The organism is Cupriavidus sp. GW822-FHT03E04, from assembly GCF_058801495.1.
The window spans coordinates 357764-380146 of sequence record NZ_JBXANI010000001.1 but is presented as its reverse complement, the minus strand read 5'-3'; the positions used below and the strand labels follow the sequence as shown (position 1 = coordinate 380146).

General features: G+C 65.3%; 21 protein-coding genes and 1 pseudogene. 19 read left to right on the top strand and 3 right to left on the bottom strand.

What is annotated here, in order from left to right; genetic code table 11:
- The 13 genes from cysW (at position 1) to loiP (ending at position 12171) form a co-directional block, all read left to right on the top strand.
- Positions 1-942: a sulfate ABC transporter permease subunit CysW gene (cysW, locus tag AC1RQC_RS01635; RefSeq protein ID WP_416048845.1), complete on the top strand. Its 942-nt coding sequence runs from the start codon at positions 1-3 to the stop codon at positions 940-942.
- Positions 939-2063 (top strand): sulfate/molybdate ABC transporter ATP-binding protein, encoded by a 1125-nt coding sequence (locus AC1RQC_RS01630; protein ID WP_174427321.1) that lies wholly within the window; start codon positions 939-941, stop codon positions 2061-2063. Before cysW ends, AC1RQC_RS01630 begins: the two co-directional genes overlap by 4 nt.
- Positions 2060-3007 carry a CysB family HTH-type transcriptional regulator gene (locus tag AC1RQC_RS01625; RefSeq protein ID WP_441630199.1) on the top strand — a complete coding sequence of 316 codons (948 nt, stop codon included), beginning with the start codon at positions 2060-2062 and terminating at the stop codon, positions 3005-3007. The genes AC1RQC_RS01630 and AC1RQC_RS01625 overlap by 4 nt, the downstream gene beginning before the upstream one ends.
- Positions 3008-3230: 223 nt before the next feature.
- Positions 3231-3437, top strand: coding sequence for a LiaI-LiaF-like domain-containing protein (locus AC1RQC_RS01620; RefSeq protein WP_150983578.1), 207 nt, complete (start codon positions 3231-3233; stop codon positions 3435-3437).
- Positions 3434-3862 carry a terminase gene (locus AC1RQC_RS01615; protein WP_492371642.1) on the top strand — a complete coding sequence of 143 codons (429 nt, stop codon included), beginning with the start codon at positions 3434-3436 and terminating at the stop codon, positions 3860-3862. Before AC1RQC_RS01620 ends, AC1RQC_RS01615 begins: the two co-directional genes overlap by 4 nt.
- A 43-nt stretch (positions 3863-3905) precedes the next feature.
- A complete protein-coding gene (locus tag AC1RQC_RS01610) occupies positions 3906-5096 on the top strand; it encodes a sensor histidine kinase (RefSeq protein ID WP_492808656.1) in 1191 nt (396 codons plus the stop codon).
- 97 nt (positions 5097-5193) lie between these two features.
- Complete coding sequence (locus AC1RQC_RS01605; protein WP_492882325.1) at positions 5194-6024, top strand: LytR/AlgR family response regulator transcription factor; 831 nt, start codon at positions 5194-5196, stop codon at positions 6022-6024.
- A gap of 118 nt (positions 6025-6142) precedes the next feature.
- Positions 6143-7408, top strand: coding sequence for an MFS transporter (locus AC1RQC_RS01600; protein ID WP_492882324.1), 1266 nt, complete (start codon positions 6143-6145; stop codon positions 7406-7408).
- Positions 7409-7471: 63 nt separating this feature from the next.
- Entirely contained in the window at positions 7472-7969 is a 498-nt protein-coding gene (rraA, locus tag AC1RQC_RS01595; RefSeq protein WP_492371646.1) for a ribonuclease E activity regulator RraA, read from the top strand.
- 2 nt (positions 7970-7971) lie between these two features.
- Positions 7972-8373: a gamma-glutamylcyclotransferase family protein gene (locus AC1RQC_RS01590; protein ID WP_492371647.1), complete on the top strand. Its 402-nt coding sequence runs from the start codon at positions 7972-7974 to the stop codon at positions 8371-8373.
- A 105-nt stretch (positions 8374-8478) separates the two neighbouring features.
- On the top strand, positions 8479-9426 hold the full coding sequence (locus AC1RQC_RS01585) for an alpha/beta fold hydrolase (protein WP_492371648.1): 948 nt from the start codon (positions 8479-8481) through the stop codon (positions 9424-9426).
- 352 nt (positions 9427-9778) lie between these two features.
- The gene (aceA, locus tag AC1RQC_RS01580) at positions 9779-11071 is read left to right on the top strand and encodes an isocitrate lyase (RefSeq protein WP_416048836.1); all 1293 of its coding nucleotides are present in this window, start codon (positions 9779-9781) and stop codon (positions 11069-11071) included.
- Between the two features lie 350 nt (positions 11072-11421).
- Positions 11422-12171 (top strand): metalloprotease LoiP, encoded by a 750-nt coding sequence (gene loiP / locus AC1RQC_RS01575; RefSeq protein WP_150983571.1) that lies wholly within the window; start codon positions 11422-11424, stop codon positions 12169-12171.
- Positions 12172-12285: 114 nt separating this feature from the next.
- Here loiP and AC1RQC_RS01570 read toward each other — a convergent pair whose 3' ends face one another.
- Both AC1RQC_RS01570 and AC1RQC_RS01565 read right to left on the bottom strand, forming a co-directional pair.
- Complete coding sequence (locus tag AC1RQC_RS01570; protein ID WP_006161942.1) at positions 12286-12720, bottom strand: universal stress protein; 435 nt, start codon at positions 12718-12720, stop codon at positions 12286-12288.
- Positions 12721-12843: 123 nt separating this feature from the next.
- A complete protein-coding gene (locus tag AC1RQC_RS01565; RefSeq protein WP_492882323.1) occupies positions 12844-13797 on the bottom strand; it encodes a LysR family transcriptional regulator in 954 nt (317 codons plus the stop codon).
- Positions 13798-14059: 262 nt separating this feature from the next.
- Here AC1RQC_RS01565 and AC1RQC_RS01560 point away from each other — a divergent pair, with 262 nt between their 5' ends.
- Positions 14060-14761 carry a haloacid dehalogenase type II gene (locus AC1RQC_RS01560; RefSeq protein ID WP_492371649.1) on the top strand — a complete coding sequence of 234 codons (702 nt, stop codon included), beginning with the start codon at positions 14060-14062 and terminating at the stop codon, positions 14759-14761.
- 43 nt (positions 14762-14804) lie between these two features.
- Positions 14805-16391 carry a malate synthase A gene (aceB, locus tag AC1RQC_RS01555; protein WP_492882322.1) on the top strand — a complete coding sequence of 529 codons (1587 nt, stop codon included), beginning with the start codon at positions 14805-14807 and terminating at the stop codon, positions 16389-16391.
- A 169-nt stretch (positions 16392-16560) separates the two neighbouring features.
- Here the strand turns inward: aceB and AC1RQC_RS01550 are convergent.
- Positions 16561-16719: pseudogene (locus AC1RQC_RS01550) on the bottom strand (IS4/Tn5 family transposase DNA-binding protein); the annotation flags it as partial.
- A gap of 386 nt (positions 16720-17105) precedes the next feature.
- Between AC1RQC_RS01550 and AC1RQC_RS01545 the strand changes: the two are divergent.
- The 4 genes from AC1RQC_RS01545 (at position 17106) to AC1RQC_RS01530 (ending at position 22316) form a co-directional block, all read left to right on the top strand.
- Positions 17106-17693, top strand: a complete 588-nt coding sequence (locus AC1RQC_RS01545; RefSeq protein ID WP_492371650.1) for a fimbrial protein — start codon at positions 17106-17108, stop codon at positions 17691-17693.
- Between the two features lie 30 nt (positions 17694-17723).
- A complete protein-coding gene (locus AC1RQC_RS01540) occupies positions 17724-18488 on the top strand; it encodes a fimbria/pilus periplasmic chaperone (RefSeq protein ID WP_492826410.1) in 765 nt (254 codons plus the stop codon).
- An 88-nt stretch (positions 18489-18576) separates the two neighbouring features.
- Positions 18577-21435 carry a fimbria/pilus outer membrane usher protein gene (locus AC1RQC_RS01535; RefSeq protein ID WP_492882321.1) on the top strand — a complete coding sequence of 953 codons (2859 nt, stop codon included), beginning with the start codon at positions 18577-18579 and terminating at the stop codon, positions 21433-21435.
- 95 nt (positions 21436-21530) lie between these two features.
- Entirely contained in the window at positions 21531-22316 is a 786-nt protein-coding gene (locus AC1RQC_RS01530; protein ID WP_492387166.1) for a fimbria/pilus periplasmic chaperone, read from the top strand.
- Positions 22317-22383: the final 67 nt, after the last annotated feature.

Sequence of the window (22383 nt, the reverse complement as noted above, 5' to 3'; positions counted from 1 at the left end):
ATGGCTGGCGTCGTTACCAAGGGCCTGGGCGGCCGTGCTGCCCCCGCCGCCACGCGTTTCCGGGATGCCACGGGTGAAGCGCCGTGGGTGCGCTACACCCTGATCGCGATCGCGGTGCTGTTCCTCGCGCTGTTCCTGTTCATCCCGCTGGCTTCGGTGTTTTATGAAGCGCTGCGCAAAGGCGTGCAGACTTATTTCGATTCGCTGGTGGAGCCCGATGCCGTGGCCGCGATCCAGCTCACCTTGCTGGTGGCCGTCATCGCGGTGCCGCTCAATGTGGTGTTTGGCGTGGCGGCGTCCTGGGCCATCGCCAAGTTCGATTTCCGCGGCAAGAGCCTGCTGACCACGCTGATCGACCTGCCGTTCTCGGTGTCGCCGGTGATCTCCGGCCTGGTCTATGTGCTGCTGTTCGGCGCGCAGGGCTGGCTGGGGCCGTGGCTGGAGGCGCACGACATCAAGATCATGTTCGCGGTGCCGGGCATCGTGCTGGCCACCATCTTCGTCACCTTTCCGTTTGTGGCGCGCGAGTTGATCCCGCTGATGCAGGCGCAGGGCAGCGAGGAGGAGGAGGCCGCCATCGTGCTGGGCGCCTCGGGCTGGCAGACCTTCCGCCGCATCACGCTGCCCAACATCCGCTGGGGCCTGCTGTATGGCGTGATCCTGTGCAATGCGCGGGCGATGGGCGAGTTCGGCGCGGTTTCGGTGGTATCGGGCCATATCCGCGGCCTGACCAACACCATGCCGCTGCACGTGGAGATTCTCTACAACGAATACAACTTCGCGGCCGCCTTTGCGGTGGCGTCGCTGCTCACACTGCTGGCCCTGGTCACGCTTGGCATCAAGACGCTGGTGGAGTACCGGGCGAGCCGCGAGCACAGGGAAGACGAGAACTTTGCGCCGGAGAACCCGAGCGCTGGCAAATTGCAAGGACAGGCATCATGAGCATCCAGGTCAAGAATGTGCAGAAGCGCTTCGGCAATTTCGTTGCGCTCGACGACGTCACCCTCGATTTCGATGAAGGCCAGCTGACGGCGTTGCTGGGGCCCTCGGGCTGCGGCAAGACCACGCTGCTGCGGATCATCGCCGGCCTGGAACGCGCGGACGCCGGCCAGATCCTGCTGGAAGGGCGCGATGCCTCGCACCAGCATGTGCGCCAGCGCCAGGTCGGTTTTGTGTTTCAGCATTACGCGCTGTTCAAGCACATGACGGTGTTCGAGAACGTGGCTTTCGGCCTGCGCGTCAAGCCGCGTGCCGAGCGTCCCAGCGAGGCGCAGATCCGCGACAAGGTGCGCGCGCTGCTGGAACTGGTGCAGCTCGACTGGCTGGCCGAGCGCTATCCGCCGCAGTTGTCCGGCGGGCAGCGCCAGCGCATTGCGCTGGCCCGCGCGCTGGCGGTGGAGCCGCGCGTGCTGCTGCTCGACGAGCCGTTCGGCGCGCTCGACGCCAAGGTGCGCAAGGAACTGCGCCGCTGGCTGCGCCGCCTGCACGACGAGCTCCATGTCACCAGCGTGTTCGTCACCCACGACCAGGAAGAGGCGCTCGAAGTGGCCGACCAGGTGGTGCTGATGAACCGCGGCCATGTGGAGCAGGCGGGCACGCCGGAGGCGGTCTACAACCATCCGGCCACGCCGTTCGTGTTCGGCTTTCTCGGCAACGTCAACCTGTTCCACGGCCGGCTTGAGGTCGGGGAGCGGGGCGGCCTGCTGCATACCGGCGATTCGATCCTGCCGGTGATCGGCAGCGGCCACGAGACCGCCGGCGACGCCGTGGCCTATGTCCGCCCGCACGATCTCGACCTCGAGCGCTATTCGCCCGGCACCGACGGCATTGCCGTGACGCTGCGCCGCGCGCTCACCCTGGGCCCCGTGGCCCAGCTCGAACTGGAACGTGAAGACACCCAGGAAGTCATCGAAGTGGCGCTGCCGCTCGAGCGTTTCCGCCACCAGGGCTTCCGCGAGGGTGAGCTGCTCGCCGTGCGGCCGCGCCGGCTGCGTGTCTTCGTCCAACCCCATTCATCCGCCCCGGCTAGCGCCAGGGGCACGCCGGCAGGAGCCGCACAATGAACTTCCAGCAACTGCGTTCCATCCGCGAGGCGGTGCGCCGCCAATTCAACCTGACTGAGGTGGCCAATGCGCTCTACACCTCGCAGCCCGGCGTCTCGCGCCAGATCCGCGAGCTGGAGGAAGAGCTCGGCGTCGAGATCTTCGAGCGCTACGGCAAGCGCCTGACCGGCCTGACCGAGCCCGGGCGCGAAATCGTGCGCATCGTCGAGCGCCTGTTGCTCGAGGCCGAGAACCTGCGCCAGGCGGGCGACGAATTCGCCGGGCGCCATACCGGCCGCCTGACGGTGGCCACCACCCACACCCAGGCGCGCTATGCCTTGCCCAAGGTGGTGCAGAGTTTTCGCCGTGCCTACCCCCATGTGACGCTGGCGCTGCAGGAAGCCTCGCCCGCGCACATCGTGGAGCTGGTGCTGAGCGGCCAGGCCGATATCGGCATCGCAACCGAGGCGGTGGCCAGCGAGGCCGGGCTGACCTCGTTCGAGGCCTATACCTGGCGCCACGTGCTGGTGGTTTCGCCGGATCACCCGCTGACGCACCTGCCGGAGCCGACGCTGGAAGACATCGCCGGCTTCCCGATCATTACCTACGATGCCGGCTTCACCGGGCGCCGCAAGATCGATGGCGCCTTTGCCGCCGCCGGCCTCCAGCCGGAGATCGTGCTGACCGCGATGGACGCGGACGTCATCAAGACCTACGCGGAGCTGGAGCTGGGCGTGGGCATCATCGCCTCGATGGCATACGACGAACGCAAGGACGCCGGGCTGGTGCGGATCGCGGCCGACCATCTGTTCGAGCCCAACACCACCAGCGTGGCCGTGCGCCGCGGCGCCTACCTGCGCGGCTACGCGCACGCCTTCATCAACATGTTCGCGCCGCACCTCTCGCGCGACACGGTCAGCAGCGCGCTGTCCGAGCCGGCGGGCGGGCAGGTGGTCGAGGCCTGACGGCAGACAGCCCGGGCTAGCGGCACCTGGGCAGGCCCGGTGCCGATCGCGCCGCATCCTCGCGATTCGCGCCATCCGCTTTCCATTCGTCGCACGCTACTTTCGTAGCGACCGGTGTCCGCGTAAAGTCGCTACTGTCCGTGGCGGAATACGTTGATACCGTCACATGGCTTGATGCACCGCAATATCGACGGTGCGCGGGTCCGCGCGAGAGGAGAGCGAGATGAAACAAGGCCGTGGCGGCAAGGGGCTGATCGCCCCGATCATCCTGATTGCATTGGGCGCGGTGTTCCTCGCGCAAAACGGCGGCCTGCTGCCGGCCTACCTGGTGCGGGATGGCTGGCCCGTGCTGCTGATCGCCCTGGGCGCCATCGTGCTTGTGCGCCGCCTGGCCTGGCGGCGCGTCGACCAGCGCGGCCCGAAGCCATGAGCGCGCGCCCTGAAGGGCTGCTGAGCTGGCAATGGCGCGGTTACGCCCGCAATCACAATCACCCTCGCAGCCTGCTGCTGCACATCGTCGCGGTGCCGATGTTCATGGCCGGCAATGTGCTGCTGGTCTATGGCGTGCTGTCGCTGTCCGTGCCTGCTGTAGGGCTTGGTGTGCTGTGCATGGCCTTGTCGATGATGCTGCAAGGGCGCGGGCACCGGCTCGAGGCGGTCAGGCCCGAGCCGTTTGCCGGCCCGCTCGACATCGCCCGGCGCATCCTGGCCGAGCAATGGATCACGTTTCCGCGCTATGTGCTGTCGGGGCAGTGGTGGGCCGCGTTGCACGGCCACGGTGCCGATCCCGCGATTGATGACGCCAACGTGCCGCAGCGTACGTGCGAGCCGGGCGACGGCTGTCAGCGCCTGTGATCGGCCTTTACAATAACGCTCAGTTATCCTCGACCTTGCCCCTATGAAAGCGCTGGATCGCTGTCCCGCCGCCATTCCCTCCAGGATCTCGATCCTCGCGCGCGACCTGGTGTTCGTGCTGTGCGCGAACACCATCATCGCGGTCAGCCTGAACTACGGTTTTCGCACGGGCGGCTCGCTGTGGCACAACTTCGTCTACAGTCAGCTTATCGGCCTGTCGATCTGGCTGCTGATCGACATCGCCCGCGTACTGATCTGGTGGAATGATCGCCCCAGGCGCTGGCCCTTCCTGTGCCTGACCGCCGTTGCCGTGCCGCTGGGCGTGATCATGGGCAGCTGGACCACGCGCGTGGTACTGAGCGAGCCGGCGAAGTCCTTCGAGGAAGCTACCGATATGCTGCGCATGTGCCTGGTAGTGGGCATGCTTGCGTCGGCCAGCATGATTTACTTCTACTGGTCGCGCGAGAAGCTCGCCCATCTCGAACGGCAGGCCGCGCTCGACGCGCTGCAGCGCGAAGAGGCCGAGAAGCAGCTGGTGCGCGCGCAGCTGATGGCTCTGCAGGCGCAGATCGAGCCGCATTTCCTGTTCAACTCCCTGGCCAACCTGGATTGCCTGATTGCCACCGACCAGCAGGCCGCAAGGCGCCTGCTGCAGCGGCTGATCGGCTTCCTGCGCATGTCGCTGTCCCACACGCGCGCCGAGCAATGCACGCTGCGCCAGGAGTTCGAGTTGCTGCGCAGCTACCTGGACATCCAGGCGCTGCGTTTCGGCACGCGCCTGGCCTATGAGATCGAGCTTCCGCCCGAGCTGGCGGAGGTCGAGATCCCGCCCATGCTGATCCAGCCGCTGGTGGAGAACGCGGTCAGCCACGGCATCGAGCCGTGCATGCATGGCGGCAGGATCGTGCTGTCGGCCCGGGCGCAGGGCGACAACGCCGTGCAGGTGATCATCACCGATACCGGGGTGGGTTTCGGACATGCCGTGACCAAGGGCTCCGGCCTTGGGCTGACCCATGTGCGCGAGCGGCTGGCGCGGATTTTCGGGGCGGCGGCCAGCATGCAGATGGAAGAAAACACGCCACGCGGCGTGATCGTCCGGCTGACGTTGCCCGTTGTGCGCACGGCGGCGCCTGCCGCCGCCCACGCACCCATGCCGGTGCCCGCGTGCAAGGCCGCCGGCGCGCGCGCCATCCCCCCCGTGAGCGCTGCCACGCAAGGCATTTCCCATTCTTGAGGCACCTCGCTGCTTAGCCGCTTCGACTTCTTCGACTGCTTAGACTGCATCGACTGCTTAGACTGCATCGACCCATCCGCCCCTTACTTCCGTTTCCATGGCCCCGACCCTGTTGATCGCCGACGACGAGCCGCTGCTCGCGCGCGCCTTGCATGCCGAATTGTCCAGCCTCTGGCCCGAGGCGCAGATCGTCTGCGTGGTCCATGACGGCGTGTCCGCGCTGGAGGCGGCCCGCCAGCACCACCCCCAGGTCGCGTTTCTCGATATCCGCATGCCAGGCATGAGCGGCATGGACGTGGCGCGCGAGCTGATGGAGTTCGATCCGGCGCCGCTGGTGGTGTTCGTCACGGCATACGACCAGTTCGCGCTGGAAGCCTTCGAGCGCGAGGCGGTCGATTACGTGCTCAAGCCGGTGCAGCCCGAGCGGCTGGAGGCCACGGTGCACCGCCTCAAGGCGAGGCTGGCGGCCCAGGCGCAGGCCAGCGAGGAGGGCGGCGCCGCCCTCGATACCGATCGCCTGGCGCAATTGCTGGCGCGCCTGGAGACCATGGAGCCAGGCGGTGGCCCCGGGCAGCATGCGCCGGCGGGCGCGCCGCAACATGGCTACCTGCGCTTTATCAAGGCGCTGGTCGGCCAGGAGATCCGCATCATTCCGGTGGATGAGGTGATCTACCTGGAGGCGACGGACAAGTACGTCAACGTGGTGTCCGCCAGCGGCGAGGCGTTGATCCGCACCAGCCTGCGCGAGCTGTCGCAGCAGCTCGACCCCGAGCGCTTCTGGCAGATCCATCGCGGCACGGTGGTCAATATCGACTGCGTGGCCAGTGCCGTGAACCAGTCGCTGGGGCGGCTCGCGCTCAAGCTGCGCAATCGCTCTGAAACCTTGCCGGTGGCGCGTCAGTACGCCTATCTGTTTAAACAGATGTAACGCGCAGGGCACCCCTGTCACGGGTTGTTTTACTCTATGATGCGGTATTCGCAGCGCGCCTGTTGAGCCTGGCAGCATGGCCGGCGCGCCATGCCAAGCCCAGCCTGATAGCCGCCCGATGACTGCCGCCACCCTCGATCCCGTTCGCAATCCGCTGCGCCACGACGCCCAGGTCATCGGCCTGGTCGGCCTGGCCCACGGCGTTTCCCACTTCTTTCACCTGCTGCTGGCGCCCCTGTTCCCGTGGATCAAGGCCGAGTTCGGCCTGAGCTATGCGGAGCTGGGCTTGCTGATGACGGTGTTCTTTGCCGTGTCGGCCGTGGTGCAGACCGCGTCGGGCTTCGTGGTGGACCGTTTTGGCGCGACGCCGGTGCTGTTTGGCGGCCTCGGGCTGCTGGGCGCGGCGGCCTTGCTGCTGTCGATCAGCCCGAGCTACGCGATGCTGCTGCTTGGCGCGGGCGTTGCCGGGATTGGCAACGGCGTGTTCCATCCGGCCGATTTCACCTTGCTCAACAAGCATGTTTCCCAGCCGCGGCTGGGGCATGCGTTCTCGGTGCATGGCATCTCGGGCAACCTAGGCTGGGCCGCGGCGCCGATCTTCCTGGTCACCATTGCAGAGCTCGGCAGCTGGCGCACCGCGCTCGCCAGCGCCTCGGCGGTGGCCTTTGGCGCGCTGGCCGTGCTGCTGGCTTTTCGGCATGTGCTGGATCCCCGCGCTGGCGCCGGCGCGGCGCCCAGGGCGGCCACCGCGACGGCCAAGGCGGGCGGCAGCATGCTGGCGTTCCTGAAGCTGCCGCAAGTGTGGATCTGCTGGGCCTTCTTCCTCGTCACCACCTTTTCGTTTTCCGGCATCCAGAGCTTCGCGCCGACCGCGCTGACCCAGCTCTACGCCATGCCGCTGACGCTCGCCACGGCGTCGTACACCGTCTATATGTTATGCAGCGCGGGCGGCATGATCGTGGGTGGCTTTGCCGCGGGACGCACCAGCAACCACGACCGCCTGATCGCAATGAGCTTCACGCTGTCGGGCTTGGTCGCGATCGTGGTGGGGCTGGGCGTGCTGCCGGCCGTGATGGTGCCGGTGCTGATGGGTGTGATCGGCTTTGGCGCGGGCACGGCTGGGCCTTCGCGCGACCTGCTGGTACGTGCGGCAGCGCCTGCCGGCGCCACGGGCCGGGTTTATGGCGTGGTCTACTCTGGCCTGGATATCGGCCTGGCCAGCGGGCCGCTGTTCTTCGGCATGCTGATGGACGCGCACTGGCCGAGCTGGGTGTTCTTCATGATCGGCGCCTTCCAGATGCTGGCGATCTTCACCGCTGTCACGGTTGGCAATGGCAACCGCTCCCGCCGCGAGGTGGCAGGCAAGCGGGCGGCCGCCGGCTGACACGGACTGACGCACGCACCCGTACCTCATCCAATTTCCACTTTTCCGATTCGGGAGTCCTTCATGAGCTTTGCTACCACTGATCTGTGCGATGCCAATGAGGCGCGCCTGGCCGACGGCTCGCTGCGCGTGCTGTCGCCGGTATTCCAGCATTTCGGCAAGCGCGCCGCGTTCTCTGGCCCGGCGGCCACGCTCAAGGTGTTCGAGGACAATTCCCTGGTGCGCGAGGCGGTTGAATCACCGGGCAACGGCCGCGTGCTGGTGGTCGATGGCGGCGGCTCGCTGCGCTGCGCGCTGGTGGGCGGCAACCTCGGCGTGCTGGCCGAGAAGAACGGCTGGGCCGGCATCCTCGTCAATGGCTGCGTGCGTGACAGCGGGGAGCTTGCGGTGTGCGACATCGGCGTGCGCGCCCTGGCCCTGCATCCGCAAAAGAGCCAGAGGCGCAATGTGGGCGAGCGCGAGGGCACGGTGCAAATGCCCGGCGCCGTGGTGCGACCCGGCAACTGGATCTATGTTGACGCCGATGGCGTGCTGGTGGCGGACACCAAGCTGGAGGGCTGAGCATGCCGGTGGTCTTTGTCTATGGCACGCTGCGCGCGGGCGAAGTCAACGACCTCAACGCGGCCGCGCGCAGGCACGGCATTGCCGCGCCGCGCCTGATCGGCAGCGCGGCCGTGGCGGGGCGGCTCTATGACTTCGGCACGTATCCCGGGCTGGTGCTGGATGCCGCCGCGCCCGGCGTGGCCGGCGACTTGTACGAGGTCGATGCCGCGCTGGTGCCGGTGCTCGACGAGATCGAGGAGGTCTATCCGGGCCAGGCCTCATTGTTCGTGCGCGAGGAGCGCGTGGTGGCGGTTGGCGGTCAAGCCGTCACCTGCCTGCTTTACCCGGTGGGCGAGGACGCGGTCGCGGGCCTGCCGCGCATTGCATCCGGAGACTGGGTGGCCTACCGGCGCGCCCGCTAGCCCGTTAGTCCGCTTGCGTTTGAAACGCCATGCCGCGCGCTCGCCGCGCGGCCGGTCTTGGCGTAGCATCGGCAACCATTCCATCGTCCGATGTCATGGTTAAGCATGCACGCTCCCCATTCCCTTCCCAACCAGCGATTCGTCCAGTCCGGCGGCGTGCGGCTTGCCATCAAGACCTGGGGTGATCCCGCGCACCCGGCCATGGTGCTGGTGCACGGCTATCCGGACAACAGCGCGGTCTGGCACGGCGTGGCGCCTCTGCTGGCCAATGACTATTATGTCGTGGCCTACGATGTGCGCGGCGCCGGCAGCTCTTCGGCGCCAAAGGGCATGGCGGCCTATCGCCTGGAGCGCCTGGCGGAAGATTTCAGCGCGGTGATCGACGCCGTTTCTCCCGATGCGCCCGTCCACCTGGTCGGCCATGACTGGGGCTCGATCCAGTGCTGGGAGTTTGTCACCGAGCCACGCCTGCGCGGCCGCATCGCTTCGTTCACGTCGTGCTCCGGGCCTTGCCTGGACCATGTCGGCCACTGGATGCGGGGAAACCGGCGCCTGTCGTTCACGGCGCTTTCGCGCTCGCTGCGGCAGATGGCCTCGTCCTGGTATATCTATATCTTCCACCTGCCGTGGCTGCCCGAGCTGAGCTGGCGGCTCTGGATGGGCCGCGCTTGGCCGCTTTACCTGAGACGGACCGAGGGTATCGAGGCGGATCCCAACCCCACCCAGGCCGCGGACGGCCGTCACGGGCTGGCGTTGTACCGCGCCAATATGCTGCCGCGCCTGCTTTCACCGGGCGAGCGCCACGCGCACGCGCCGGTGCAGGTGATCGTGCCGCTGCTGGATCGCTATGTCAGGCCGGCGCTGTCCGAGGATCTGTCGCGCTGGGTGGAGCGCTGGTGGCGCCGGGAGGTCTGCGCGCGCCACTGGCTGCCGCTGGCGGACCCCGCCGGCATGGCGGCGATGGTGCGCGACCTGGCCGGGCATATCGATGGTGGCCCCGAGTCGCTGGCATTGCGGCAGGCACGGATGGCGCCAAATCCCGGAATTTCATAATGCGGAAAGCTGTTCTGCGCGGCAAAAAATGGTGATGCGTAGCACAACGGGCATTTCTCATGATGGAAGATTGCTTGCCGCATCGTGAAAAATATATTGTAAATTATTGATTATAAAAGAGAAAAAAACTAAACAAGGATTGCATTCCGAGCTGTTGCGACGCGAGGTGTTTCCCTACACTCTTATATAAGACACATGACCTGAGCGGCAAAAAACAGGGGTGGCGAGGCCAGCAGAGCAGCGCCGCCGAAACACCCCCGAAAGTGCCCCGGTCGGCAAGTCGGCACCACAGTCCGCCAAGCCTGTCGCAAGTTTCCAATGCCATCCCCGCCCTACACACTAGGAGAGTGAAATGTCCCGCGAAACCGAAGCAAAGAACCTGCAAAAAGAATGGGATACCAATCCTCGCTGGAAGGGCGTCGCGCGTCACTACACGGCGGATGACGTCGTGCGCCTGCGCGGCTCCGTGCAGATCGAGCACACCTTGGCCCGCCGCGGTGCCGAGAAGCTGTGGCACCTGCTGAACACCGAGCCGTTCGTCAACACGCTGGGCGCGCTGACCGGCAACCAGGCCATGCAACAGGTCAAGGCTGGCCTCAAGGCCATCTACCTGTCGGGCTGGCAAGTCGCAGGCGACGCCAACCTGGCCGGCGAAATGTACCCCGACCAGTCGCTGTACCCGGCCAACTCGGTGCCGCAAGTGGTGCGCCGCATCAACAACACCTTCCAGCGCGCCGACCAGATCCAGTGGAGCGAAGGCAAGGGCGATACTGATTTCTTCGCGCCGATCGTGGCTGATGCCGAAGCCGGTTTCGGCGGCGTGCTCAATGCCTTCGAACTGATGAAGTCGATGATCGACGCAGGCGCTGCCGGCGTTCACTTCGAAGACCAGCTGGCTTCGGTCAAGAAGTGCGGCCACATGGGTGGCAAGGTGCTGGTGCCGACGCGTGAAGCCGTTGCCAAGCTGACCGCCGCGCGCCTGGCCGCCGACGTGTCCGGCGTGCCGACCCTGGTGATCGCCCGTACCGATGCCGAGGCCGCGGATTTGCTGACATCCGACGTGGACGAGCGCGATCGCCCGTTCTGCACCGGCGAGCGCACGGTGGAAGGCTTCTACCGCGTCAAGCCGGGCATCGAGCAATCGATCTCCCGTGCCCTGGCCTACGCCGAAGTGGCCGACCTGGTGTGGTGCGAAACCGGCAAGCCTGACCTGGAATTCGCCAAGAAGTTTGCCGAAGCTGTTCACGCCAAGTTCCCGGGCAAGATGCTGGCCTACAACTGCTCGCCGTCGTTCAACTGGAAGAAAAACCTGGACGATGCCACCATCGCCAAGTTCCAGAAGGAACTGGGCGCCATGGGCTACAAGTTCCAGTTCATCACGCTGGCCGGCTTCCACTCGCTGAACTACTCGATGTTCAACCTGGCCTACGGCTATGCCCGCAACCATATGAGCGCATTCGTCGAACTGCAGGAAAATGAGTTCACGGCCGCTGAGAAGGGCTTCACCGCCGTCAAGCACCAGCGCGAAGTCGGCACCGGTTACTTCGACGCCGTGACCCAGACCATCGAAGGCGGCCAGTCGTCCACGACCGCCCTCAAGGGTTCGACCGAAGACGAACAATTCTTCGACAAGAAAGTAGCCTGAGGCTTCAGATCGCGAGATCGAAAAGCTGAATGGCTGAATGGCTGACTGGCCCGATAGCCGGTCATCTTGAAGGGCGTGCGACCATCACGCCCCTCAATTAGGCGCCGCGCCGTCTCCCTCTCAGGGACGGCGCGGTTTTTTGCTTTTTGGGGTCGGCCTGCGAAGAATGTTAAAAATTGTGTCTGTAGCAATTATGTCATTTGTGTGCCGATTGAGATGTTATAGGCGATATGATGCTGCCCGTGTGTAAGCAGCGCCACACCGCAGGTCGCCGGCCAGCCGCCGGCACATCTCCACTCAAGTCACTGGCGAGCAACCCGGCCGGTGTCGATCCCAAGAAGGCAACAAACATGAAGCACAAACTTTCCCTGGCCGCTATCGTCGCGCTCTGCGCTGCCTTGGCCGGCTGTGCCGGCACCAATGTCGACGGCATGATGGGCGCCGGCACCTCGCTGTTCAAGGCGGCCTCGCTGAGCGATGGCGACGTCAAGGCCATGTCCGACCAGTCTTGCGCCGAGCTCGACAAGGCCAACAAGATCGCGGCCCCTGGAAGCACCTACAACAAGCGCCTGACCAAGATCATGGCGGGCCTGCAGTCGAGCGGCCTGCCCAGCGTCAACGCCAAGGTCTACCTGACCAAGGACGTCAACGCCTGGGCCATGGCCAACGGCTGCGTGCGCGTGTACAGCGGCCTGATGGACATGATGACCGACGACGAAGTGCGCGGCGTGGTGGGGCATGAGCTGGGCCACGTGGCGCTGGGCCACACCAAGAACAAGATGCAGGTGGCGTACACCGCCATGGCGGCGCGCGGCGCGCTGGCCGCCGCCGGTGGCACGGTGGCTGCGCTGTCGGCCTCGCAACTGGGCGAAATGGGCGAGCAACTGATCAACGCGCAATTCTCGCAAACGCAGGAAAGCGCCGCCGACGACTACTCGTTCGACGTGCTGACTAAGAACAAGGCCAATACCCGCGGCCTGGTCACGGCGTTCCAGAAGCTGGCCAAGCTCGATGGCGGCAAGTCCAGCATGTTCTCGTCGCACCCTGGCTCGGACGACCGCGCCAAGCACATCGAAGACCGTATCAATAAGGGCAGCTGATCCGGGCCGGCCTTGCCGCATAGGCGGGCCGGGCAGGCAAAAAGGCTGGCTGCCCTGTTCGGGGTGGCCAGCCTTTTTGTCGTTTATCGTTCGTTGTCTGTCGCCAGGGCGCGCTCAGCGATACACGATCACCGGGATGTCGGTGTGCGTCAGCACCTTCTGGGTTTCGCTGCCCAGCAGCAAGCCCGACAAGCCGCGCCTGCCGTGCGAGGCCATGAAGATCACGTCGCAGCCATGGCGCTCGGCCGCGTCGATGATGCCCAGGTAGGGCACCGCAAAGGTGGACATGTCGGCGTCAAAGCTGATGCCGTCGGCCCGGGCGGCGGTTTCCACTTCCTTCAGGTATAGCTTGGCCTGGCTTTCGATGCGGTCCCTGAAGGCCTGTGGCGCCTCCACCACGATCTCGCTGAACGGCGTGTAGGGATACTCCTCCAGGCAGACATAGGCGGTGACCCGCGCGTTGATTGTCTTGGCCAGCTCCAGCGCGCCGTCGATGGCCTTCTTGGACAGTTCCGAACCGTCGGTGGGTAGCAGGATGTGCTTGAACATGCTGGACTCCTTTGGGGCGAATGGACCGGATTTACCTTTGGACGGAGGCAGGCCGCACGGCACCTGTCAGCTTTCATTGTAGGCAGGGGTGGCGCATGCGGCATTGCCCTAAATCAAATCGAACTAGGAATTGACCGCCAGTTGCGGCTTGCCGGCGGCAGATGCCTGTTCCGCGCGGCGCCAGTAGGCCGGGTTCCCATAGGTGTTCTTCAGGTGGTCGATGAACAGCCGTACCCGCAGCGGCAGGTGCTTGCGCTGCGGGAAGACAGCGTGGATGCCGATGGGTGGCGCCTGGAACTCGTCGAGCACCGTGACCAGCCGGCCGCTAGCGATTTCCAGCCCGACTTCCCACCAGGAGCGCCATGCCAGCCCGTGGCCATGCAGGCACCATGCGTGCAGCACCGCGCCATCGGTGCATTCCATGGTGCCGCCCACCTTGACCGTGACCGCGCGGCCTTCCTGCTGGAAGGCCCAGCCGCGCTGCACGTTGGCGCTGGCGCCGAAGGCCAGGCAGTTGTGACGGGTGAGATCCTCGGGCAGGGCGGGCACGCCATGGCGCGCCAGGTAATCGGGGGACGCCACCACCACGCGCCGGTTCTCCGCCAGGCGGATCGACACCAGGCTGGAGTCGGGCAGGTCGCCCAGGCGGATGGCGCAGTCGAAGCCCTCGTTGACGAGATCCACCACGCGGTCCGACAGGTCCAGCGTGATGGTCACGTCCGGGTGCGATTCGATGAACAACGGCACCAGCGGCGCCACGTGCTTGCGTCCGTAGCCCGCCGGCGCGGTCACGCGCAGGTGGCCGCTGGCCTTGACGCCGCCCGCCGAGACGCTGGCCTCGGCGTTGTGCAGGTCGTTGAGGATGCGCTGGCAGTCTTCCAGGAAGGCCGAGCCTTCGAAGGTCAGGCTGATCTTGCGCGTGGTGCGCAGCAGCAGCTTGACGCCCAGGCGCTCTTCCAGCGCATCGATGCGCCGGCCGATGATGGCCGGCGCCACGCCTTCAGCCGCCGCGGCCGCCGAAAGGCTGCCGCGCGCGGCTACCGAGACGAATGTCTCCAATTGTTTGAAATGATCCACGAAGCTCGCCAGTTTTGTGCCTCATGCCGCCCAAAGCAAGGAGTGGGTGAGGCAATGGGGTGGATTTGGTGCCTTATCTTTACACCGTTAGCGAAGATTAGTGGGGTAAAAGTAAAAGATCAAGTGACCCCGACCGACTTTGCCGCACTGCAACGTCTCCCTACAATGCTATGCATTCATTGGTGTACAGGCCCACGCAGTGGCGCTGGCCTGCCGGGTATGCCGGGTTTGTCGGATTTGTCCAAAGGAACCGCTCCAGCTCATGCAAAAGATCCGCGCAGTCGTCTTCGATGCCTATGGCACGCTGTTCGACGTGTATTCCGTCACCGCGCGCGCGGAGCAATTGTTTCCGGGCAAGGGCGAGGCGCTGGCGCTGCTGTGGCGCGAGCGTCAGATCGACTACACCCGCATCCGCTCGATGGCCGCGCCCGACGGCGCCTACTACAAGCCGTTCTGGGCGCTGACGGTGGATGCGCTGCGCTATGCGGCCGAGCGCCTGCAACTGGAGCTGGACCCGGCCCTGGAGGCGCAGCTGCTCAAGGAATACGCGTGCTTGTCGGCCTTCCCGGAAAACCTCGGCGCGCTCAAGCGCCTGCGGGCAGCCGGGTTGCCGCTGGGCATTCTCTCCAACGGCAATCCGCAGATGCTGGATATCTCGGTCAAGAGCGCAGGCATGCACGGGCTGTTCGACCACGTGCTGTCGGTCGACGCGGTGCGCATGTACAAGACGGCGCCCGAGGCCTACGCGCTGGGCCCCAAGGCGTTTGGCGTGCCGGCAGGGGAGATCCTCTTCGTCTCGTCCAATGGCTGGGACGCTTGCGGCGCCACCTGGTACGGCTACACCACGTTCTGGATCAACCGTGCCGGTCATCCGGCGGAGCGGCTCGATGTGAGCCCTTCCGGCACCGGGCACGACATGAATGACCTGCTCGAATTCGTCCGCATCCAAGGTGCGGCGGTTTGACGGCGGGCACCTTAAATCAACCATCGATCACAGGAGAACACTGATGGCCATCACGCTGCCTGCGGGCATGAAGATTACCGGCGAAATCCTGCCGGCCTACGAAGACATCCTCACGCCGGCGGCCCTGGCCCTGGTGGACAAACTGCACCGCGCCTTCGAGCCGCGCCGCCAGGAACTGCTGGCTGCCCGCGTCGAGCGCACCAAGCGCCTGGACGCCGGCGAGCTGCCCGACTTCCTTGCGCAGACCAAGAGCGTGCGCGAAGGCGACTGGAAGGTCGCGCCGGTGCCGCCGGCACTGCATTGCCGCCGCGTGGAAATCACCGGCCCGGTCGAAGCCAAGATGGTCATCAACGCGTTCAACTCCGGCGCGGACAGCTACATGACCGACTTCGAGGACTCCAACACCCCCAACTGGTACAACCAGTTGCAGGGCCAGGTCAACCTCAAGGCCGCCGTGCGCCGCACCCTCACGCTGGATTCCAACGGCAAGCACTACAAGCTCAACGACAAGATCGCCACGCTGCAAGTGCGCCCGCGCGGCTGGCACCTGGACGAGAAGCACGTCACCATCGACGGCCAGCGTGTTTCCGGCGGCATCTTCGATTTCGCGCTGTTCCTGTTCCATAACGCCAAGGAACAGATCGCTCGCGGCGCCGGCCCCTTCTTCTACCTGCCGAAGATGGAAAGCCACCTCGAAGCGCGTCTGTGGAACGACGTCTTCGTCATGGCCCAGAACGAAATCGGCCTGCCGCAAGGCACCGTCAAGGCAACCGTGCTGATCGAAACGATCCTGGCCGCCTTCGAGATGGAAGAAATCCTGTATGAGCTGCGCGAGCACAGCGCCGGCCTGAACGCTGGCCGCTGGGACTACATCTTCTCGTGCATCAAGAAGTTCAAGGTCGACAAGAACTTCTGCCTGGCCGACCGCGCCAAGGTCACCATGACCGCGCCGTTCATGCGCTCGTACGCACTGCTGCTGCTCAAGACCTGCCACAAGCGCGGCGCGCCCGCCATCGGCGGCATGAGCGCACTGATCCCGATCAAGAACGATCCGGAGAAGAACGCCATCGCCATGCAAGGCATCATCAACGACAAGAAGCGTGACGCCACCGACGGCTACGACGGCGGCTGGGTGGCTCACCCGGGCCTGGTCGAGCCGGCCATGAAGGAATTCGTGGCCGTGCTGGGCGACAAGCCCAACCAGTTCGACAAGCAGCGCGACGACGTCAACGTGGCGGCCAAGGACCTGCTGGACTTCCAGCCGGAAACCCCGATCACCGAAGCCGGCCTGCGCATGAACATCAACGTCGGCATCCACTACCTCGGCTCCTGGCTGGCAGGCAACGGCTGCGTGCCCATTCACAACCTGATGGAAGACGCCGCCACCGCCGAAATCTCGCGCTCGCAGGTGTGGCAGTGGATCCGCTCGCCCAAGGGCAAGCTGGAAGACGGCCGCAAGGTGACCGCCGAGATGGTGCGTGCGCTGATCCCGGAAGAGCTGGCCAAGGTCAAGGCTTTCGTCGGTGGCGACACCACGACGTATGACCGCGCCGGCGAGATCTTCGAGCAGATGTCCACGTCGGAGGACTTTGCCGAGTTCCTGACGCTGCCGCTGTACGAAGAGATCTGATCGGGCGGTAGCACTTGCCTGGCCGGGGCTTTTTCCCCGGTGCAAAAAAAACCGCAGCAAACCGCAGCCTGGTGCTGCGGTTTTTTTTATGGTGCGCCCGGCAGGGCGCACTCACTCGATCTCCTCGTCGGCGGGAAATCGATAGGTAGTGATGGGTGGTCTCCACGCATCCATCACACGCGCCCCGAATGCTTGCCGTCGGCCTGGCCGCAAGCCGTTCGCGCAGCGCCTTTGCACGTCGATCCCGCCTTGGATCGCTGAGATCCAGCCCCTGGAATTCTTTGTCCGCCCGCGCGCCCCGGCTCGTTGTCCATTCGCACCAAAAAATACGAGCGTGAAGGCGAGTCCGCGCATGCTCACAGCCCGCTGTGCCCAGATTCCACTAGTGACCGGCCGCATGCTGTCGAGGCGGGGCTTCGACTTTCCTATGACGATAGGGCTTGAAGTATCCAGGTATTGATTTAATTGTTTTTCAGAAAAACAAGAATTGTCTTGGGCTTATTTTATTTCATGAGATCTATGATTTGGTCACCGTCGAGTGGCCTCAGTGCCATTGCGTATCTTTCCGTGACTGCCTCTGGCGTGGAATGCGTCAGGCAGGGTGCGGTTCGATTCGGAAGCCGGTGCATCGGTCCCCTGTGGACCTGCATTTAAACCTGGGTGCATCTAATAGTTTGATGCATTGCCCCATTACCAACGGAAGAAGGAAATCACATGAAGCGTACTATTCTCGGGAAACGTACTGTTCTCGGTTCTCTCGCAGCAGGCTGTGTGGTCATGGCCGCCATGGCTCCCTCGTTGTCGCATGCGTTCGACGGCCATCTGGACTTCACCGGCTCCATCACGGACGTGACCTGCACCATCAACGGCAAGCCGGCCGGGCCCAACAACCGCACCACCGTGGATCTGGGCAGCGTGGACCCGATCATCTTCACCGCCGTTGGCACGAAATCTCCCGCAGTACCGTTCAGCCTGGTGCTGGGCGGCGGCACGGCCTGCAAGGATAAAACGAAGGCCTCTATCTCCTTTGATACGGGCTCCGCCAACATCGATCCCGCCACCGGCAACCTGATCCTGCAGGGCACCGCTGCGGCAAAGGGCGTGCAGATCGAGATCAGCGACAACGGCAACAAGGCCACCGGCAAGATCCCGCTGCACCTGGCTCAGACGAACCCGCAGGTGGCCACGATCGCGGACAACACCGCAACGCTGACCTACAGCGCAGCCTATGTCCAGACCGCTGCCGCCGTCACTGCGGGTGCGGGTAACTCGTTCATCCGCTACACGATGGCCTACTACTAAATCGAGCCAGGTTTCATTGCCAGGAATGCCATGACGTCGGTCGCTCGCATCTCTTCACTTCTTGCCGCCGGTGTCGTGGCGCTCGCCGCCTGCGCCAGCGTGGCGCAGGCTTCCATTGTCATACAGGGTACGCGACTGGTATTCCCGTCCGATGCCCGGGAGGTTACCGTAAGGCTGAACAACATCGGCAGCGAGCCCGTTCTCGTGCAGAACTGGCTGGACGATGGCCAGCCGGACATGCCGCCCGAGAAAGTCCGCGTTCCCTTCATGCTCGCGCCGGCGGTGGGCCGGGTAGAGCCGAGCAAGGGCGCGGTGCTGCGTATCGTCTATACGCAGGAACCACTGCCGGCCGACCGCGAGACGGTGTTCTGGCTCAATGTGCTGGAGGTGCCCTCGAAGAAGGAGGACGCCGAGAATGCGCTTCTGTTCGCCTTCCGCAGCCGTATCAAGGTTTTCTTCCGGCCTGTGCAACTGAAGGACGTCGATGCCGCTCCCGGCAAGCTTGCCTGGAAGCTGGTCACCGTGGATGGCCAGGGGCCGGCCGGAAAGACGGCGAAGCAGCTTGCCGTGGAGGTCAGCAACCCTACGCCCTACTACGTTTCCTTTGGCCGGGTCGACGCCAGGCTGGAGGGCAAGTTTGTCGCCGCGGGTGGTGGCATGGTGGCCCCGCTCGGCAAGGAGACCTTTGTGCTACCCGAAGCAAAGCCCGGAAATCACCCCGGTGCCCTGGTCCGATACGAAGTCATCAACGACTACGGTGGCCGGTACACGGAAGAGAAGGCATTGGCAAATTAGCCGCTAAGCACGCCTGTCCCGATTCCTTTCACTGTGTCCGTTGCACAGCGGCCTCCAGCTTCCGCAGATAGGACAAATTCGTCGGTCTATGCAATCCTCAGTTCGCCTTGTTCAACCCGCTGGCCCGGCTCGCGCCGGCAGCGTGGCTGCGCTGCCGGCCTCCAGGCCGGGGCGCCTTGCGCCTCGCCTGATCGGCGCCGTGGCGGCGATCGCGATGTCGCCTGCCGCCTGGGCGGCGGCGACCGTTGTGGGTGGGCAGGGCGCGGGGACGCGCCAGTCCATGGATCTTGGCGCGCCGATTGGCGAGACCCCGGCGCAGGAACGTAAAGGGGCACAGGATGGTGACCCGGAGCGCGCGCGAAGTGCCGGCAGCGATGGAAACGGGCCCGAGCCGCGGCTGCTGTCCGCCCTGGACGGCAAACGGGTGATATTCGACTCCTACATGCTGGCGCAGGGCACCGAGGGCATCACGATCGATACCAGTCGTTTCGAGCGGCTGGATATTGTCGCGCCGGGCAAGTACCGCGTCGAACTGCATGTCAATGGCCAATGGCGCGGCACCGAGGATATCGAGTTCCGGCAGGTTGCGGGCCGGGAAAGCGCGCAGGCATGCTACGACCGCGATCTGCTCACCCGCGCAGGTGTCGATCTGCGCAAGAGCGCGCGCGGCCAGGATCCCGCGCGGCCGCCCAACCCGATGCCGGAAGGCCCGGTCTGTGCCGACATCGGCAACTATGTTCCCGGCGCCGAACTCAAGTTCGACCAGGCGGAGCAGGCGATCTATCTTTCCGTGCCGCAATACTATCTGCGGCTGACCACATCGAAGAACTATGTCGATCCGCAGCGTTGGGACAGTGGCGTTCCGGCGCTGCTCCTCAACTACAACACCAATGTCTTCACCACGCAGAGCCAGGGACGCAACACCACCCAGGCCTACGCGGGCCTGAACCTGGGGGCAAACCTCGGGCCGCTGCGATTGCGCCACAACGGCTCGGTCACCTGGTCGGCGCCGACTGGCACGCGCTATCAGCGTGGCTATATCTATGGCCAGACCGATCTGCCCGAGCTGCGCTCGCAATTGCTGGTCGGCGAGAGCTCGACCAGCGGCGAGTTGTTCGATTCGGTGTCGTTCCGCGGCGCGCAGATCTTCAGCGACGACCGCATGCTGCCCGAGACGCAGCGCTACTACGCACCTGTGGTGCGCGGTACCGCCGGCTCGAACGCCCGGGTCTCGGTCCACCAGCGCGGCTTCCTGGTCTACGAGACCACCGTGGCACCGGGGCCGTTCGAGATCAATGACCTGCAGGTTGCCAGCTACGGCGGCGACCTGCAGGTGACCGTGACCGAGGCCAACGGGCAGGCGCGTACCTTCCTGGTGCCCTTTGCCACCACCGTGCAGTTGTTGCGGCCCGGTGTCACGCGCTACAGCGTGACCGCGGGCAGGGCTAGCGACCCCGCTCTGCAAGGCAGCGGACAGTACGTCATGCAGGGCACGCTGCAACACGGCATCAACAATATGGTCACCGGCTACGGTGGTGTGGCCTTCGCCAGCAACTATGTGTCCGGGCTGCTGGGCGGGGCGCTCAACACGCGCTTCGGTGGCTTTGGCGCCGACGTCACGTGGGCCAGGGCCGCCGTGCCAAACGGCGATAGCCTGCGTGGCTCCAGCTTCCGTGTTTCGTACAGCAAGAATTTGCCGAACAGCGGTACCAACTTCTCGCTGCTGGCGTACCGCTATTCCACGCGTGGCTATCTTGGCCTGCGCGATGCGCTGATGCTGCACGATGCCGTCGAGCGCGGCGCGGCGGCCGATTCGTTCGCGCGCACGCGCAGCAGAGTGGATGCCAACATTAGCCAGACGCTCGGCGCGAGCGGCGGCAATGTCTACCTCAACGGCTCTTCGCTCCAGTACTGGAACCAGCGTGGCCAGGCGCTCAGTTTCACGCTGGGCTATAGCAACCAGTGGCGCGGCAACACCTATTCCGTGTCCGTGCAGCGCGTGCAGAACGCGGGGGGCGGTGGGGCCTTGTATGGGGGAGCGAGCAGCGGCAGCAGCACGCTGGTCAGCCTCAACCTGTCGATTCCACTGGGAAAGTCCGCCCGCGGCGCTCCCGTCCTGAACGCCTTCGTCACGCACGACGACAGTGCCGGCACGCAGGTGTCTTCCGGCGTTTCGGGGATCATCGACCAGCAGGGCAAGGGCTCGTACTCGCTCTCCGGCACTTATGACGACCGGCGCAATGCCGCCTCGGGCAACGCCAGCATCAACTGGCGCCTGTCTGACGTCACGCTGGGCGCCAGCATTGGCCAGGGTCAAGGCTATCGGCAGGCGTCGGCCAGCGCGCAGGGCGGCCTGGTCGTTCATCCGGGCGGCATATCCATGGCACAGACCCTTGGCGAGACCATCGGCGTGGTCCATGCGGCGGATGCGCAGGGCGCCCGGGTCGGCTACGGCGGCGCCAGCGTGGACCGGCGCGGCTACGCGGTCGTACCCAGCCTGATCCCTTATCAGTTGAACAGCATCGATGTCGATCCCAAGGGCATCCCCGACGACGTCGAATTGAAGGTGACCTCGCGCAGCGTCGCGCCGCGCGCTGGCTCGGTGGTGATGCTCACCTACGAGACCCGCAAGGCGCGCGCCGTGCTCATCAACAGCCGCATGCCCAATGGCGAACTGCTGCCCTTCGCCGCCACCGCCATCGATGCCGAAGGCGGCATGGCGATCGGCGCCGTGGGCCAGGGCAGCCGCCTGGTGGTGCGCACCGAGAAGGACCGCGGCTCGATCCGCGTCGAATGGGGCAAGAAGCCCGAAGAGCGCTGCGTGATCGACTACACGCTGCCCGCGCGCGTGCAGGGCAAACGCAGCGGCTACGAGATGCTGGACCTGCCATGCCTTCCATTGCCGGCCGGCGGCGTGGGCAGCAAAGAGCTGGCGGCGCGTCCGTGAGGCCGAATCAACCCGGAGCCGGGCAACCGTTGAGCACCAGGACGGCAGCGCAAGGCAATCCGGCCGGCATGCTGAACCAGGGAAGGCCGAGCTGCATGACCCATCCGATCATTGCGGGCGGCAGCGATCGCAGGCAGCGCTGCGAGCGGCGGTGGCGCGGCGCTGGGGCCATGCTGGCCTTGCTGCTTTGCCTGGCGCCGGCCGGGGCGCTGGCGGCGTTGTCGATCATCGGCACCCGCTTCGTCTACCCCGCCGAGCTGTCGGCGCTGAGCGTGAGGCTGCGCAATGCCGGCGACAGCCCGATCCTGGTCCAGGCCTGGCTGGACCAGGGGGAGGTCAATGCCGATCCGGCCACGCTGAGCGTGCCCTTCATCTTGTCGCCACCCTTGCTCAGGCTGGACCCGGAGCGCAAGACGGTGCTCCGGCTGCGCTACACCGGTGAGCCGCTGCCCGGGGATCGCGAGTCGGTGTTCTGGATCAACTTTCTGGAGGTGCCGCCGCTGGCCGGGGACACCGCCAGTCTGCTGCGCCTGTCTTACCGCACGCGCATGAAGCTGCTGTTCCGGCCGGCGGGATTGCCCGGCACCGCGGACGAGGCCATCGGGCAGGTGACATGGGCGTTCGGCAATGCAGGCAAGGCGGGCGGCGCCGTCCTGGAAGCAAGCAACCCCACGCCTTACCACGTGTCGCTGGCGCGGATGGCCGTCGGGCGCGGGGGCGCATCGGTGGAACTGGACGGCCAGACCATCGCGCCGCTTGGCGTCACGCGGTTCACGCTGCCCGGCTTGAAGGGCGCCGCCTCGGACGAGGCGGTGGTGCATTACGAAGCCGTCAGGGACAGCGGCGAACTGATCGTCGGCAATGCAAATGTCAAAAGGTAGTTTCGACGCAGGTTGATGGGTGGCTCGATGAGGAAGTCCAACGCCATCGGGCTGAGAGCGGCGCATG